The organism is Spirochaetota bacterium (assembly GCA_004297825.1).
In the GTDB taxonomy this organism is placed as follows: Bacteria; Spirochaetota; UBA4802; order UBA4802; family UBA5368; genus FW300-bin19.
Map to the genome: position 1 here is coordinate 24,874 of SCSX01000011.1, position 14,804 is coordinate 39,677.

Consider the following 14,804-nt stretch of genomic DNA (forward strand, 5'->3'; position numbering starts at 1 on the left):
ACCCTGCGGGGAGGGGATTCATTTTTCAAGGATTTTTTACCTTCCTCCCGTTTCGTCTTCAAAATTGCGCTGCGGCGGCGATTATTAGTGTTGACGGTTCCACACCCCCGCGTATTTCTCGGTAAGGGCGAAAAAATGAAAAACGGCATGGAAAGCTATCTCCGGACCTCGATCGTTTCGCGCCTGGTGTTCATGGTCCGCACCTACCTTCATTACCATCTCTCGCTCAAAAAGAAATTCTCGGCGATAAAGAGCAGCCCCTTCGTATGGGGAATCTGGAACGTTGAGGTGCACGGGCCCAATATCAGCATCGGCGAAAACGTGGTCATCATCGGGGCGAACGGCTCGCGGACCCGCATAAACTCGGTGCAGGTGGGCGATCGCGAGGGACGGATCGATATCGGCGACAACGTGCTCGTTATGAACGGGGTGCGCATCAGCAGCGCGACGCATATCAGCATTGGCGAGGACTGCATGCTCGCCAACTACTGTTACCTCACCGACGCCGACTGGCACGACGTCCACGACCGCACCCAGCTTATCGGCAAGACCGCGCCGATCATCCTTGAGCACGGCGTCTGGATCGGGGACTCGGCGATCGTGTGCAAGGGTGTTCATATCGGCGAAAACTCCATCGTGGGGGCGGGGTCCGTCGTGAGGCGCAGCATCCCGGCAAACGTCGTCGTCGCCGGAAATCCCGCGCGCATCGTAAAAAGGCTCGATCCCCGTAAGATAAGGACGCTCGGCTCATACTATCGGAAATACGGGGGACCGCGGTATTGAGGATCTGTATTCTGTGCTACCGCGGAAATCCCTACAGCGGGGGTCAGGGGGTCTATCTCAAGTACGTGGCCGAGGAGATGGTCCGCCAGGGGCACGAGGTGCACGCCATCGTGGGCCCGCCCTACCCGACGCATATGAAGGGCGTCACGACCCACTTCATCCACAACAACGAGTATTTCGTGAAAAAGGGGCTGGGTATCATCAATCCGGAAGATCCGTTCGACATCCTGGGGCCGCTCAACACCTATGAATACCTGTCCACGCGGCTGAACGCCTTCTCTGAAATCAGCGCGTTCAGTTTCAGGGCCTTTGTAAAACTGAAAACGCTCATGAAAACCACGCGCTTCGACGTGATCCTTGACAACCAGTGCGTCGGTTACGGCCTTCTGCTAATGAAACACCTGGGCGTACCGGTGATCGCCACGATCCATCATCCGCTCTCGATCGACCTCGAGGCCGTGCTCGAACGCGCATCCTCGTTTAAGAACCGCCTGAAGGGGGTGATGTTTTACCCCGTCCTCATGCAGCGGATCGTCTCGAAACGCCTGGACCATGTGATCACCGTATCGGAGGATTCGAAGCGCACGATTCACAGGGATTTCGGCGTTCCGCTGGAAAAACAGAGCGTCGTGTACAACGGCCTCGATACCTCGATTTTCAAGCCCGCAAGGGGCGTGAAGCGAAAAAAGGGAAAGATGGTATTCGTCGGCAACGTCGAGGACGGGAAAAAGGGGTTTGCGTATCTGCTGAAGGCCCTGCCGCGCATCCAAAGCGACCTGCACCTTACGGTCGTGGACGGCGCGTCGCCCCATCACCGCATCACGAACGCGCTCATCGGCAGGCTTGACCTGTCCGGGCGGCTCGAGTTCACCGGCAAGGCGACCAACGAGGAACTGGTGCGCCACTACAGCGAGGCGGAGCTCGTGATCGTGCCGTCGGTATACGAGGGTTTCGGATTCCCCGCCGCCGAGGCGATGGCTTGCGGCGCGCCGGTCATAGCGAGCGACGGCGGCGCGCTGCCCGAGGTCGTGGGGGATGCGGGGGTAGTCGTTCCCGCCCGCGACGAGCGCGCCCTTGCAAAGGCGATCGACGCGCTGTACCAGGATAAGCAGCGAATGAAGAAATTTTCGCGCATGGGCATGGAGCGCGTTAAAAAAACATTCACCTGGGAAGGGGCGGTGACCCAGATGACAGGCGTGTTCAACCGGTTTGTCCGATAAGGCCCCCTTCCCGATAAACCCCTCTCCCGGTCCGTCCCGCGTCCGGATCAATACATCTTTATGACCTTCGTCCCGGGCGGTACCACGAGGTCCGCCACCGTCACAGGATCAAGCGGGACGCCCAGGGTGATGTCGCTGAAGGTCATTGTGAGGGATTCCATCGTGGCCGGCAGAACCAGCCTGATCTCCCTGTACCAGAGCGTTTTTCCCTGCCACGAGGGATTTTCCAGGTAAAGTTCTACACGCTCCTGGCTTGCCTTGTTTACAAACAGCAGTTTTCTCGGGACCCCTCCGGCAAATCCGATAGTCTGGAAGTAGCCCCTGTTTTCAAGAATTACGTATTCGATCGTGCCCGCCGCGCCGTTCTCGGTCAGCCCGCTTTTTACCGAGAAATCGGTTATAAGCGGGATTCGGCCGGTCAGCATCGGGTAGAGAAAGCCGAATTCGATATCTATCCCCGTGTAATTTTTCAGGTTTATCGTGGCGACCGTATCCTGGTAGAGAACCTTGTCGATGGGGAAAAATATCCTTATATCTTCCCCCTCCTGGACAAATGTGCTTATGTGACTGCGAAACACGAGGTCGGTAAACGAGGCCTTCATCACCCTCGGGTTCTTGAGAAACAGCACCTCGGCGACGGAATTGTACTTGTTCCTGTTCGATACGCCCTGCGAGGTAATATGCGCCACGTACGAATCGGGCGCTCCGCCGTTTATATCCTCTATTATTTTAAGCAGGGCAAGTGAGTGCGCATCGGGCGCGGCATGCACCTTTTTTCCGTTCCCCCCGCCCGTCGCACACGAGAACAGCGCGAAAATAACACACACGCACACGGCGAGCCCGCGACAGCCAGTCCTGGTATTCATGCACCGCTCCGGGATTTATTTTACGAAGCCCCTTGCTTCCTTTATCTTCCGCCCGATCTTATCGTCGGCCTTCAGTTTAAGCGATCTCTGCCAGTAATCGACGGCGCGCGCCGTGTCGCCGAGCGCCCTGTAGACGTCGCCCACGTGATCGTACACGGCCGGGTCGGGATTTTTTTCATCGGCAAGCGCGCGCTCCGCCTCCAGGAGTTTCTGGAGCGAGCGCTTGAGCTCTCCCTTGCGGAAGAGCGCCCATCCCAGGGAATCAAGGTACGCGCTGTTTTCCGGTTCATACTCGAGCGCCTTCCGGATAAGCGCGAGGGAGTCGTCCAGGTTCATGTTTTTTTCGGCGTAGAGGTACCCCAGGAAATTGCACGCGCGTGAATTTGCGGGATTCAGCTCGACCGCACGCTTGAGCGCGATGATCGTATCGTCCATCCTGTTTTGTTTCTCCAGGGAAACAGCAAGGTAGAAATGGAAATTGTCGTTGGTGTCGTTGATCTCGATGGCGCGCCTGAAATACTTTTCGGCGGCCGGGTAGTTTTCGCCCCGCACCTCGATGAGTCCCTTCATAAAGTGCGGCTTCGGGTTCCGCGGCTCCTTTTCAATTACCTGGTCGATATAGCGCGCGCTCTGGGTACGATCGTTTTTCAGGCTGTACACGTACCCGATCGTGAGGAGAAGATCGCTGTCGGGTCGCAATTCCTGCGCCTTGCGAAAGTACACGATCGCCTGGCTCAGATCCCCCGTTTCCTCGCATACGTTTCCCAGGTTAAGATAAAGCTCGGGGATCTTGTCATTTATAGAAAGGGCCCTGATGAGACTTCGCCTTGATTGCTCGAACAGCCTGTTTCGATACAAGAGCACCCCCGCGGTGAAAAATTCCCTGAGCGCCATGATGGTGTTGTTTTTCCTGAGGCTCACCCGCGCGAGCGCCACGTGCGGCGAGATGTACATGGTTTCCTTTTTCATGAGCGCGAGGAGCGCGGGTTCGGCTTCATCGTCCTTGCGCAGCAGCTCGAGGTAGAGCGCCCGGGCAAGCTTCGATTCTTCGTTCGCATCGCCCGCCGCCCTGCGCAGGAAGGGTATGGCTTCCTTCCGTTCCTGGAGATAGTATATCCTTCCCAGCATCGAGTTGATGACCGTGTTGTCGGGGAAGCTTTTCAGGTATAGCTTCGCGTATTTCTCGGCGTCTTCGAGCAAGTAGCGGTACATGAAAACATTCGCGACCGCGTATATCGCCGCGGTATTCTCCGGATTGATGGCGATGGCCTTTTTAAAATGACTCGCGGCGAGCTCGGGCCTGCCCTGGGCGTAATCGATATGCCCCAGATAGAAGTGCGCGTTCTCCAGGTAGTATTCATCGACATTCGCGGTCGAAGCGGCTTCGATCACCGCGCTGAAGGCCTGCCGCGCTTTCGCCGCGTCCCGGATCGACGTGTAATACAATACCCCCAGCATGTGCCAGACCCCGGCCAGTTCTGGTTTTTCCTTTAACAGGGATTCGAGCGATTGGGCGGCGTGGGGATACTGCTGCAAATTGTTATAAATGGTGTATGAAAGAAGATACGGCTTGCTGTTTCCCGGATTTGCGTCTATGGCCATGCGCGCGAATTTAAGCGCGCTTTCGTAATCGAAAAGCGAATAATAGCAGTCCGCAATCTGAAAATCGACGAGATCCAGCGACCTTTTTTCTTCCGCGGCGCGAAGGAACTCTTCAATGGCTTTCTGGTATTCGCCCGCACGCTTGAGGGCCAGGCCATAGCTGTAGTGCGCCCAGCCGCCCTGTATATCGGCGCGCCTCTTTTCCGCCGGGGGCGCCTGTACGGACGAACAGGCCGCCATCCCGAGGATGACGGCCATCAGCAGGTACACAGCTATGGTTTTCACGGTCGGCATAATGTGGTATAAAGTACTATCGGCCCCCCCGTGTGTCAAATTATATTGCTCCCTTGTCTCGTGTAACATTTTCACGGTCAATTCCCGAATAAGGTAGAAAATATAGCGCCGATTCGCCCGGTCGTATATATTTTTCTTGAACGGAATGAGCCGAATGCTAGCCTGTGTTCTCCGCGGTGATTCCGATTCGTGGTGAGACGTTTCTGGAGGTAAAATATGTTCGGCGTTGACCCTCTCTACTGGATGCTCATGGCCCCGGTTTTTGCATTCTCGCTCTGGGCGTCATTCAAGGTAAAAAGCTCGTTTAAGAAATTCTCCCAGGTAGGATCGCGGTCCGGGATGACGGGAGCCCAGGTCGCGGAGCTCATCCTCCAGCGCAACGGGCTCGGTCATGTTCCCGTGCTGGAAACGACCGGGTTTCTCTCGGACCACTACGATCCCATGAAAAAGGTGATCAAGCTTTCGCCCGAGGTGTTCGGAAGCAACTCACTCGCCTCGATAGGCGTGGCGGCGCATGAAACGGGTCACGCGATCCAGCATGCAAAGGGCTACAAGGCGCTCATGCTGCGCAATACCCTGGCGCCCACCGCCTCAATCGGGTCTAATTTCGCATGGATAATAATCTTCGTCGGCTTCATGCTCGGAACCCTCGGGCTCGTGAAGATCGGAATCCTGCTTTTCAGCGTCGTCGTGGTGTTCCAGCTCATAACGCTTCCCGTCGAGTTCAACGCCTCTTCGCGCGCCAAGGAAATGCTCGCTTCCTACGGCATACTCGGCGCGAGCGAGATGGCCGGCGTTTCAAAGGTGCTGTCGGCAGCGGCGATGACCTACGTGGCGGCGGCTGCCTCGGCGATCGTGACGCTGCTCTATTTCCTGATTCGCTCCGGTATTCTGGGCGGGCGCGACGACTAGCACGGATTATGGACCGATATCAACGGGAAGCGCCGGGAAGCCCCCCGGCGTTTTTCATGTGCTTTTCGCGGATTCCGCGCTCATCCGGCAGCGGTACCCGACATTCCGCACGGTTTCAATTATCGTGTTGAATTCATCGCCCAGCTTGCTCCTGAGCCGCCTGATATGCACGTCCACGGTGCGCGTGCCGCCGATATACTCCACGCCCCACAATCTTCCCAATAGATCCTTCCTGGAAAAGACGACGCCGGGATTTTGAATGAGGAGCCTGAGCACCTCGAACTCCTTGTAGGTGAAATGAAGCTTTTCGTTGTTCAGGTACACCGAGTATTCGGCGAGGTTGATCCTCAAATTCCCGATAGAAATATGATTTTCATCGAGCTGCAGCTTTTTTTCCCAGAGCAGTTGCTTAAGCCGCGCGTTGAGCTCGCCCTTGCGGAAGGGATACAGGACGAAGTCGTCGAAAAACCAGTCCAGGTTTACAACCTCCAGGTGGCTGACCCGCAGAACCAGCATGACGGGCATATCGAGGACCTTCTTCCTGATCTTCGAAAGGTAGAACTGGAAGAGATCGACCGACTCGAATATGTCGACATCGATGGCCAGAAGCGAAAGTTCCTCACCCCTGACCGCATCAACCGACCGATATACGCGAAGCTCCATGTCACCGATTCCGCCGCCGAAATCGTCAACGAGCTCACCGTGCGCCGAAAGCAGGCCTATCGTTCTGATCACGCTCAGTTTTCTCCCTTTTCGCTTAGTTCACGAAATATGTTCGTATAGCGCGCCGCCACGGCGTCGGCGTAGAAATCGTGTACCTTTTTCATGTTGTTCCGGGAACATTTCGCGTAGAGCCTGCGGTCCCGGTAGAACCGCTTCACCGAATGGGCGCACGCGGAGGCGTCCCCGACGTCTATCAGCAGGGCATTTTCCTCGTTGGCGAGAAAATCCACCTGCCCCCCGTAATTGGAACACACGATAGGTATTCCGAAATGCATCGATTCCATGAACACGATACCGAATCCCTCGTGAAGGGAGGTGGACACGAACAGGTCCGCCACGGAAAGGTACCTGTATTTTTCTTCCTCGGTCACGTACCCGAGAAAGATGACCCGTTCCCTGAGTCCCATCTGGTCGGCGAGCGACGCGAGAAACTCACGCTCGGGACCGTCCCCCATGATATACAGCGTGATATTCTGATCCGGCAATTTGGCCAGGGCATTGATCATCGTGTCGATGGCCTTTCTCTTGATGAGCCTCCCTATCGTGATCAGGACGAACTCGTTTCTTGATATTCCCAGGTCCGTACGGGCGGCCTTTCTTACCTTCGGGGCATGAAAGGCGAGCGGGATCACCGATACCTCATTGTCGGGGTGATAATACGTTATCGCGTTATCGCGCGTATTGCTCGACTGCGCGATCACCCTGTCCGCCCGGTTTAGAATGAAGCGGACTGCCCTTTTGAAGAACCAGTGCTGGTGGGGAGATATTCTCTTGCTCGGGTCGTAGATATCGCCCCCGTGGAGGGACAGGACGTTCGGTATCCTGAAAAAGCGCGAGAGTACGTGCCCCAGGGGGCCCGAGGGCACCGCAAAATGCGTATTTATCACATCGAAACGGTGCTTTCGGCAGAGCGCGACCCCCTTGAAAAAGCCGAATACCAGGTACGAGAGCATCGATACAAAGGTCGCGACATCGCGCGATGTGCGGAATAGTATCCTTGCCCTGTGAACATGTATCCCGGCGACCTCCTCGTAGAACGGCAACCCCTTGAACCACGAAGTCAGCACGTGCACCTCGGCTTCCTTTTTCCACTCGATGGCGAGGTCGTATGTCGCCACCCCCCCCCCGCCGCCCAGGGGGGGGAACTCGTAATTGACTATGAGTATCTTCAGTTTTTTTAATCGACCCGAACCGGTCCAAACGCTTTTTTTCATACCTTTATCTAACCCGGATAGTATAAATGATGATCCTGTCGCCGCGCGCTGTATCGCCAACATACAAGCATGAATACCAGATTTTGCAACTGTTTTCAATTCGGAACCCGCGAAAATGACAAATGGGGCCATCCGCCATACCGGTAACTCGAAGGCACAGTTTCCTCACCATGAACGGTAACCTATCGCTGTTCAGGCCGATAAGCCCATTCCCGCCGGATTCAATTTCTATTGACATGGCCATCCCGCTTCCCTATAATGAAAATGCATACACTCAGAGCGATCCGAGAACGCGGCATGCTCGGGAATTGATGCCGGCGGGTTTGCGCCGGAGCGGGGCGTACTTATTTACCTAATTTCAGGAGGAATTATGAAAAAGGCTTTCGTCATCGTGATCGCCCTCGCGGCAATCGCGTTTATCGGGTGTTCGAGCATCGATGTCACCATTTCCAGGAAAACCGACGTCAGTAAAAAGATGAAAAAGGTGGCCGTGCTCCCGTTCGACGTCAAGGGGGCCGCATGGGGTGACGAATTCGCGGACGCCATAACCAATCAATTTTTTAAAACCGGCAAGATCGAGGTCGCCGAGAGGGAAGCGATTGAAAAAATCCTGAAAGAACAGAACCTGAGCATGACCGGTATCGTCGAGGACAACGAGCAGGCAACGAGGGTAGGCCAGCTCCTGGGGGCCGATGTCATCATCATAGGACGCGGATCGGCGCTTCAGCATTCAATGGACGGCAAATCCATCCAGAACCTTATCGATACCTTTACCCTTAAAGCGCTCAGCGTGGAGAAGGGTGAATTGCTTTTCACCGTGCGCAAGGAGCCGGGTTCGGCATGGGACTGGAGATACCGTTCCAAGTTTTGTCTCAGTCTTTCCTTGATCTGGGATAGAGAGGACGTGCTCGTAGACAGCTCCCGTTACGACGACATCTCCAAGCAGATCGTAAAACAAGTCCTCGAGGCGATTAAAGAAATCGAGGACATGAAAAAAGCCAAGGCAAAATGAAGCTTGCAACGCAACTGGGCGTTCTGCTGCTCCTGATCCTGATGCCGGCCATGGCGCTCGGCACCGAGTTCGACGAGCTGGATAAGGCACCCGAGGGCGCGCACAAGGGTCAGATGCTGCTGGGCGGATTTATCGCCTTTGGATCCCCCAGCGGCAGCATCATCGATGGTGAAAACAGCTTTGTTAGTGACAGCACGTACACTTTCACGAACGGGGTGACGAAGGAATTCCAGGTTTCACATCTCGCCTTTGGCATGGGCGTCACGTTCGAGTATATGCCCATCGACTATATCGGAGCGAAGGCCCGTCTCAAGAGGACCTATATTTCACAAAAAACCGATTTCGGTCCGGACTACCGCAACTGGCAGGGAACCGTGTACCAGGATTTTTCCCTGTATGTCGGGCCTTCCTTTCATACTACGGTACGCAAGCGCTGGGATTTCACGCTCACACCAATGCTCGGGTATGCATATGGCACGTTCAAGGGGGCTCCCATAGCGAATTCCATCCTGACGAGCGTGACCGGCAGTTCGGAGCAAACAGTAAGCGGCATTACCTATGGTGCGGAGCTGAACTGCACAATCTATTTCAGCGGGGGGCTTTTTGTATCGCTTGGAGCCGATTGGACGCGCAATCCCATCAATTTAAATTCAAAAATCACGTTAAGCAATTCGGATAAGCCTGGCTATAAATACATGAACGGCGCGGGCAGCGGTACCATCGACTCGCTGTGCTTCATCCTCACCGCCGGCTACGCGTTCTCAAACTAAACCCGTTCTATTCCATTCAATCACGCCGCAATACTTCATTGCGAGCAGCGCATTCAACGTAATAAATCCCGTGCCGTCCGTACCCGCCCGGGATTTTTTCTCAAAGAGCATACCCGCACCATAAGCTTCCAGGGGCCAGGTACCACCGGCTTCCTGACCTGCAACCAGATGATTGAACGCAGGTACGGTACGAGGGTCCGATGCGAATCCCGCCCGTGCCGCGAGCTGGAGCCCCATGAGCGCATCATAGTGGGACATCACCGGGTATCCGGATTTCAGGTAATCGGCCCCGCGCAGGCCGCAGCATACCGGCTCTTCGAATCGTTCCGGGCCCATGAAAAATCGATGATTTAGAAAATATTCCGCTCCCCGGGCAATGCTCTTCTCCAAATCCCCGCCCGGTTCGAGGTTCCTTGCCTCAATAAGGGCCGCCAAACATGAAGCAGTCGCCCTTACGCAGCTTCGCGTTCCGGCATCTTCCTCGCGATCGCGTTTTCCGTCACCGGACCTGCGAAGGAAGATGAGAGAGGCCATGTCCAGGACACCCGCCAGCGGACAATGCAGCCAGCCCCCATCGTGTCTCTGGTGCTTCTTTATCCACCCTATGCCGCGCGCAATCCGGGCGTCGGTGATCCCCGCCCGGACCATCCAGCGCATAAGGTCGCCCGTCCTGCATGAAACTTCCCGGGCCGGTTTCCAGTTCAGAGTTATTCCGCCTGAATCAAGCTGGGAGCGTTGAAGCAGGAATTCTGCGCTTTTCGCGAGCGTGTCATCCCGCGCATCCAGACCCCTCGCCGCGGCCTCACAGAAGTACCACATTGTACCACGGTACAAGATATCAAAGTGCGCGGCATCTCCCATGACGCCCGCATTCCCGACAGCCTTCAGTTCGAGGATTCTTTCAGATTTGGCCAGCCCGCGGTATGCTTCTTCCAGTACTACGCCCCCCGGGCTTTCTTCCAGCAAGTCCCTGAGCACGAGATAGCGTACCTCCGGTGCAGAGGACGCGAGCAGAAACCGCAACGGATTATCATGGAGATGGGCGGGCATAGTAAAGCCGGGAGCGCACCCCGGTCAGCGTTTCTTGTCTTTCAGGCGCGCATAATTCTGCTGGATAACCTGGTTATCGGGATTTTTCTCCGTGGCCTTCTGGTAGCTGGCAAGCGCATCCTCGTCTTTTCCAAGGTATTCGAAGCTCAGTCCCAGGTTGTTCAGGATTTCGGATGACGCCGGCGCGATGGAGTGCGCGGCGGCGAACGCAATATTCGCGTTCGAGTACCTGTTCATCTTTACGAGCGTCATTCCCAGGCCGTTGTAGGCAATATATAATTCCGGGTTGAGCGCGATCGCTTTTTCGAAATATTCCTTCGCCTTGGGGTAATTCCCCAGCCCGTAATTGACCTTTCCCAGCAGGAAATACACCAGCGGATGCTTCTGGAGTGTCAGGGCCTTCGTCGCGGACGCCTCGGCGTCCCTGAAACGCTTCGCGTCGATCAGGATCAGGGCGATATCGATCTGGGGATCGAGTATGTCCTTTTGAATGTCGGCGCATTTTTTCAAATGGAGAATCGCGTTATCGAAATTGCCCAGCTTCCAGTGATTATGGGCCGCAAGGTAGCGAAGCTCATAGTTAGGAGAATTCTGTTCGAAATCCCTCTCGACCGAGAGCTCCGACGCGATTTTCGCAAGAGATTCCTTATACTGCCTGTCGTTATAGAGCTTGAGCGCCTCGTCGTAGGACGCGATCGCCGCGGCGGACAGTGCAAGAACAAGGGTCAGTGCGCATACAAATCGTTTCATAATTATTCCTCTAAGCATACGGCGGGGGGAGTGTATCGGCCCCCCGCCGCGGTCTTTACTTTTTCTTTTTCCCGGCCGGTTTCTTCACCGCTTTTGCCTTCGGTTTCACCCTGGCTTTGGGTTTTGCTTTCGGTCTGGCGATGGGCTTCGCTTTGGGCTTCGCCTTCGCTTTGACCGATAGTGCCTTGACCGCTTTGGCCTTGGGCTTTGCCGCGGTCGCTTTCACGGCCTTCGCCTTAGGCTTCGCCGCCGCAGCTTTCACGGCTTTAGCCTTGGGCTTCGCCGCCGCAGCTTTCACAGCCTTGGCTTTTGGCTTCGCCGCCGTCACCTTCAACGCTTTGGCCTTCGGCTTTGCAGCGGGTTTAGCAAGCTTTTTCACCGCCGGTTTCGCGGCCGGTTGCTTCACCGCGGACTGGATCGCGGCCTGTGCCGCGGCAAGCCGCGCGATGGGCACCCTGAAAGGCGAACAGCTCACATAAGAGAGCCCTAACTGGTGGCAGAACTCGATCGAACTCGGCTCGCCTCCGTGCTCCCCGCAGATTCCCAGCTTGATGTCCTTTCTTGTAGCCCGGCCCTTTTCAACCGCTATTCGCATGAGGGATCCGACGCCTTCCCGGTCGAGAACCTGGAACGGGTCGATCGGGAGAAGCTTCTTGCCGACGTAATCGGGTACGAACGCGCCGATATCGTCGCGCGAGAAGGCAAAGGTCATCTGGGTGAGGTCATTGGTCCCGAAGGAAAAGAACTCAGCCACCTTCGCGATCTTGTCGGCGGTGATCGCCGCGCGCGGAACCTCGATCATGGTTCCGAACGCGTGCTCGACCTTTGCGACACCCATCCTTCTGCACACCTCAGCATGCACCTTGTCGAGAAGCTTCCTCTGGTGCTCGAGCTCCGTGACCTGGCCTACCACGGGGATCATGATCTCCGGGATCACGTTCTTCCCTTCTTTTTTCAGTTCAACCGCGGACTCGAGAATAGCGCGGTACTGCATCTCGGATATCTCGGGGAACGTGATCCCCAGCCGCACGCCGCGGTGTCCCATCATCGGGTTCGATTCGTGGAGGTCGTCCGCTCGCTTGCTCAGGCGCTCCATCGTGATCCCGAGTGACGCGGCGAGCTTTTCGCGCTCGTCCTGCCGGTTGGGCACGAATTCGTGCAGCGGGGGATCCAGCAGACGAATCGTCACGGGAAGCCCGTCCATGACCGCGAGGGTGTTCTTGATGTCGCGTTTCACGAAGGGGAAGAGCTCGTCCAGGGCCGCACGCCTCTTTTCCTCGGTGTCCGATAATATCATCTTGCGGAGGATGAACAGCGGCTCCTCCGAGTGCTTGCCGTAGAACATGTGCTCCGTCCTGAACAGTCCAATTCCCTCGGCACCGAACTCGCGCGCCTTCGCGGCGTCTTCCGGGGTGTCCGCGTTGGTGCGCACCTTCAGGGTACGGAGCTCGTCTGCGATTTTCATGAAATTCTGGAAGCGCGGATTTTCGGTGGCGTCCATCATCGTGAGCGCGCCGCCGTATACCAGACCCTTCGTCCCGTTCAGGGTGAGCGTTTCCCCTTCGCGGAAGCTTCGCCCTTCGACGGTCATCGTTTTAGCGTGCACGTCGACGTGTATCGTCCCCGCGCCCACGATACAGCACTTGCCCCACCCGCGGGCAACGAGCGCCGCGTGCGAGGTCATTCCGCCGCGTGCGGTGAGAATCCCGATCGCGGCCCTCATTCCCTCGACGTCTTCCGGATTGGTCTCCTCGCGGACCAGGATCACCTTCTTGCCGCTCTTCGCCGCCTCGACCGCGTCATTCGCGGTGAAGACGATTGGCCCGCAGGCGCCGCCCGGTCCCGCGGGAAGCCCGCGCGCGATCACCGTCGCGGATTTCTCGGCGTTGGGATCGACGATCGGGTGAAGGAGCTCGTCGAGCTGGGCGGGGGCGACGCGCAGGATCGCGTCCTTTTTCGTTATCAGGCCCTCGGCCAGCATGTCCATTGCCATGTTGAGCGCGGCGGTGCCGGTTCGCTTGCCCACGCGGCACTGGAGCATCCACAGGCGGCCGTCCTGGATGGTGAACTCGATGTCCTGCATATCCGTGTAATGCTTTTCCAGCCTGGTGCGGATACCGTCGAGTTCCTTATAAACGGCCGGCATGGCCGTCTCGAGCGATACCATGCCTTTGTTCTGATCGTTCTTGGTGGATTCGTTGAGCGGGTTAGGGGTGCGTATGCCCGCGACGACGTCCTCTCCCTGGGCGTTGACGAGCCATTCACCGTAGAAATGATTGTCTCCCGTGGCGGGGTTCCTGGAAAACGCCACGCCGGTCGCGGACGTGTCTCCCATGTTTCCGAACACCATCGACTGTACGTTGACTGCGGTTCCCCATTCGTCGGGGATGGCCTCGATGCGACGATACGATATCGCCCTCTTGCCGTTCCAGGATGCGAACACCGCGCCGATACCGCCCCAGAGCTGTTCGAAGGGGCTGTCGGGAAATTCCTTGCCCAGCACTTCCCTGACCTTGCCCTTGAAGCGGTCGACGAGCTCCTTCAGGTCGTCGCCGCTTATATCGGCGTCGGTCTTATATCCGCGGCTCTGCTTGAGATCGCCCAGCATCCGGTCAAGCTGCTGGCGAATTCCCTTGCCCTCGTCCGGCTCGATGCCCGCGGCCTTTTCCATGACCACGTCGGAGTACATCATGATGAGGCGCCGGTAGGCGTCGTATACGAAGCGGGGGTTTCCGGTCTTCGCGATCATTCCCGGTATGGTGGTCGAGCAAAGCCCGACATTGAGCACCGTTTCCATCATGCCCGGCATCGATTTCACGGCTCCGGAGCGCACGGAAACGAGGAGCGGATTTTTGGGGTCGCCGAATTTTGCGCCCATGATGTCTTCAACCTTCTTGAGCGCCGCGAGCACTTCCTTGTCAAGGCCTGCCGGCATCTTCCTGCCGAGCCTGTAATATTCATTGCACACTTCGGTGGTGATGGTGAAACCCGCGGGAACGGGAATGCCTATCTGGCACATTTCGGCGAGGTTGGCCCCCTTGCCGCCGAGCAACGTCTTCATGTCCGCCCTGCCGTCGGTATGCTTCCCCCCGAACAGATACACCCTCTTGGTCATGATTATCTCCTCATACACGAAATTATATTCCGCGGCCGTCGATTCCGCCCGACCCCGCGTGTTTCGATGCATTTTTTAAGATAAGTGGTACCGGAACGCCAAATTGCAACCCTAATTTTTCACGTACCTGCGTGCTTCCCGTATAAAGCAGTCGGGCGAATCGGCGCAATCCCGGCATTCTTCGCCGCCCGGGGCATACGGGACGTCACAGGTAATCTCCCTGTCCTGGTGCATGATCATGAGCAGCTTGATATACTGGAAATCGTCGTCGGTCAGCGCGTCAATTCCGCCCGCGTGAAGCTTTTCCAAAATCGCGGTCCTTCGTGCCTTTTCCGGGTCTTCGAAAACCTTCCCCGACTTCAGTGCGGTCGCGTACTCCCCGGTTTTTTTTTCAATCTTCGCCTTCCACATGCTTGATTTGAACGCTATCGTCCTTTTCTTGAAAGCGAAGAAATAGACGAGACCGAAGACAAGCCCCCCGAGGTGGCCGATA

General features: G+C 56.6%; 12 protein-coding genes. 5 read left to right on the forward strand and 7 right to left on the reverse strand.

The window, feature by feature from the left end; translation table 11 throughout:
- Window positions 1-135 precede the first annotated feature (135 nt).
- Together EPN93_01735 and EPN93_01740 are read left to right on the forward strand one after the other, a co-directional pair.
- On the forward strand, window positions 136-783 hold the full coding sequence (locus tag EPN93_01735) for an acyltransferase (GenBank protein TAL39389.1): 648 nt from the start codon (window positions 136-138) through the stop codon (window positions 781-783).
- Window positions 780-2,003 carry a glycosyltransferase family 1 protein gene (locus tag EPN93_01740; protein TAL39390.1) on the forward strand — a complete coding sequence of 408 codons (1,224 nt, stop codon included), beginning with the start codon at window positions 780-782 and terminating at the stop codon, window positions 2,001-2,003. The genes EPN93_01735 and EPN93_01740 overlap by 4 nt, the downstream gene beginning before the upstream one ends.
- 47 nt (window positions 2,004-2,050) lie before the next feature.
- Here the strand turns inward: EPN93_01740 and EPN93_01745 are convergent, their stop codons facing one another.
- Both EPN93_01745 and EPN93_01750 read right to left on the reverse strand, forming a co-directional pair.
- Window positions 2,051-2,869, reverse strand: coding sequence for a hypothetical protein (locus EPN93_01745; GenBank protein TAL39391.1), 819 nt, complete (start codon window positions 2,867-2,869; stop codon window positions 2,051-2,053).
- A 15-nt stretch (window positions 2,870-2,884) separates the two neighbouring features.
- Entirely contained in the window at window positions 2,885-4,840 is a 1,956-nt protein-coding gene (locus EPN93_01750) for a tetratricopeptide repeat protein (protein TAL39392.1), read from the reverse strand.
- Window positions 4,841-4,981: 141 nt separating this feature from the next.
- On the opposite strand from EPN93_01750, the gene EPN93_01755 reads away from it, so the two are divergent.
- Window positions 4,982-5,677 carry a zinc metallopeptidase gene (locus EPN93_01755; GenBank protein ID TAL39393.1) on the forward strand — a complete coding sequence of 232 codons (696 nt, stop codon included), beginning with the start codon at window positions 4,982-4,984 and terminating at the stop codon, window positions 5,675-5,677.
- Window positions 5,678-5,731: 54 nt separating this feature from the next.
- Here EPN93_01755 and EPN93_01760 read toward each other — a convergent pair whose 3' ends face one another.
- Both EPN93_01760 and EPN93_01765 read right to left on the reverse strand, forming a co-directional pair.
- On the reverse strand, window positions 5,732-6,412 hold the full coding sequence (locus EPN93_01760) for a response regulator transcription factor (protein ID TAL39394.1): 681 nt from the start codon (window positions 6,410-6,412) through the stop codon (window positions 5,732-5,734).
- A gap of 2 nt (window positions 6,413-6,414) precedes the next feature.
- Window positions 6,415-7,746 carry a glycosyltransferase family 1 protein gene (locus EPN93_01765; protein ID TAL39395.1) on the reverse strand — a complete coding sequence of 444 codons (1,332 nt, stop codon included), beginning with the start codon at window positions 7,744-7,746 and terminating at the stop codon, window positions 6,415-6,417.
- A 238-nt stretch (window positions 7,747-7,984) separates the two neighbouring features.
- On the opposite strand from EPN93_01765, the gene EPN93_01770 reads away from it, so the two are divergent.
- Together EPN93_01770 and EPN93_01775 are read left to right on the forward strand one after the other, a co-directional pair.
- Window positions 7,985-8,626: a curli assembly protein CsgG gene (locus EPN93_01770; protein TAL39396.1), complete on the forward strand. Its 642-nt coding sequence runs from the start codon at window positions 7,985-7,987 to the stop codon at window positions 8,624-8,626.
- The gene (locus tag EPN93_01775; protein TAL39397.1) at window positions 8,623-9,396 is read left to right on the forward strand and encodes a hypothetical protein; all 774 of its coding nucleotides are present in this window, start codon (window positions 8,623-8,625) and stop codon (window positions 9,394-9,396) included. The genes EPN93_01770 and EPN93_01775 overlap by 4 nt, the downstream gene beginning before the upstream one ends.
- On the opposite strand, the gene EPN93_01780 is transcribed toward EPN93_01775, so the two are convergent.
- The 3 genes from EPN93_01780 to EPN93_01790 are packed head-to-tail and all read right to left on the reverse strand — an operon-like array spanning window position 9,388 to window position 14,311.
- A complete protein-coding gene (locus EPN93_01780; GenBank protein TAL39398.1) occupies window positions 9,388-10,446 on the reverse strand; it encodes a hypothetical protein in 1,059 nt (352 codons plus the stop codon). The two genes, EPN93_01775 and EPN93_01780, sit on opposite strands and share 9 nt — an antisense overlap.
- 24 nt (window positions 10,447-10,470) lie before the next feature.
- On the reverse strand, window positions 10,471-11,214 hold the full coding sequence (locus EPN93_01785) for a tetratricopeptide repeat protein (GenBank protein TAL39399.1): 744 nt from the start codon (window positions 11,212-11,214) through the stop codon (window positions 10,471-10,473).
- Between the two features lie 37 nt (window positions 11,215-11,251).
- On the reverse strand, window positions 11,252-14,311 hold the full coding sequence (locus EPN93_01790; protein TAL39400.1) for a pyruvate, phosphate dikinase: 3,060 nt from the start codon (window positions 14,309-14,311) through the stop codon (window positions 11,252-11,254).
- Window positions 14,312-14,804 lie beyond the last annotated feature (493 nt).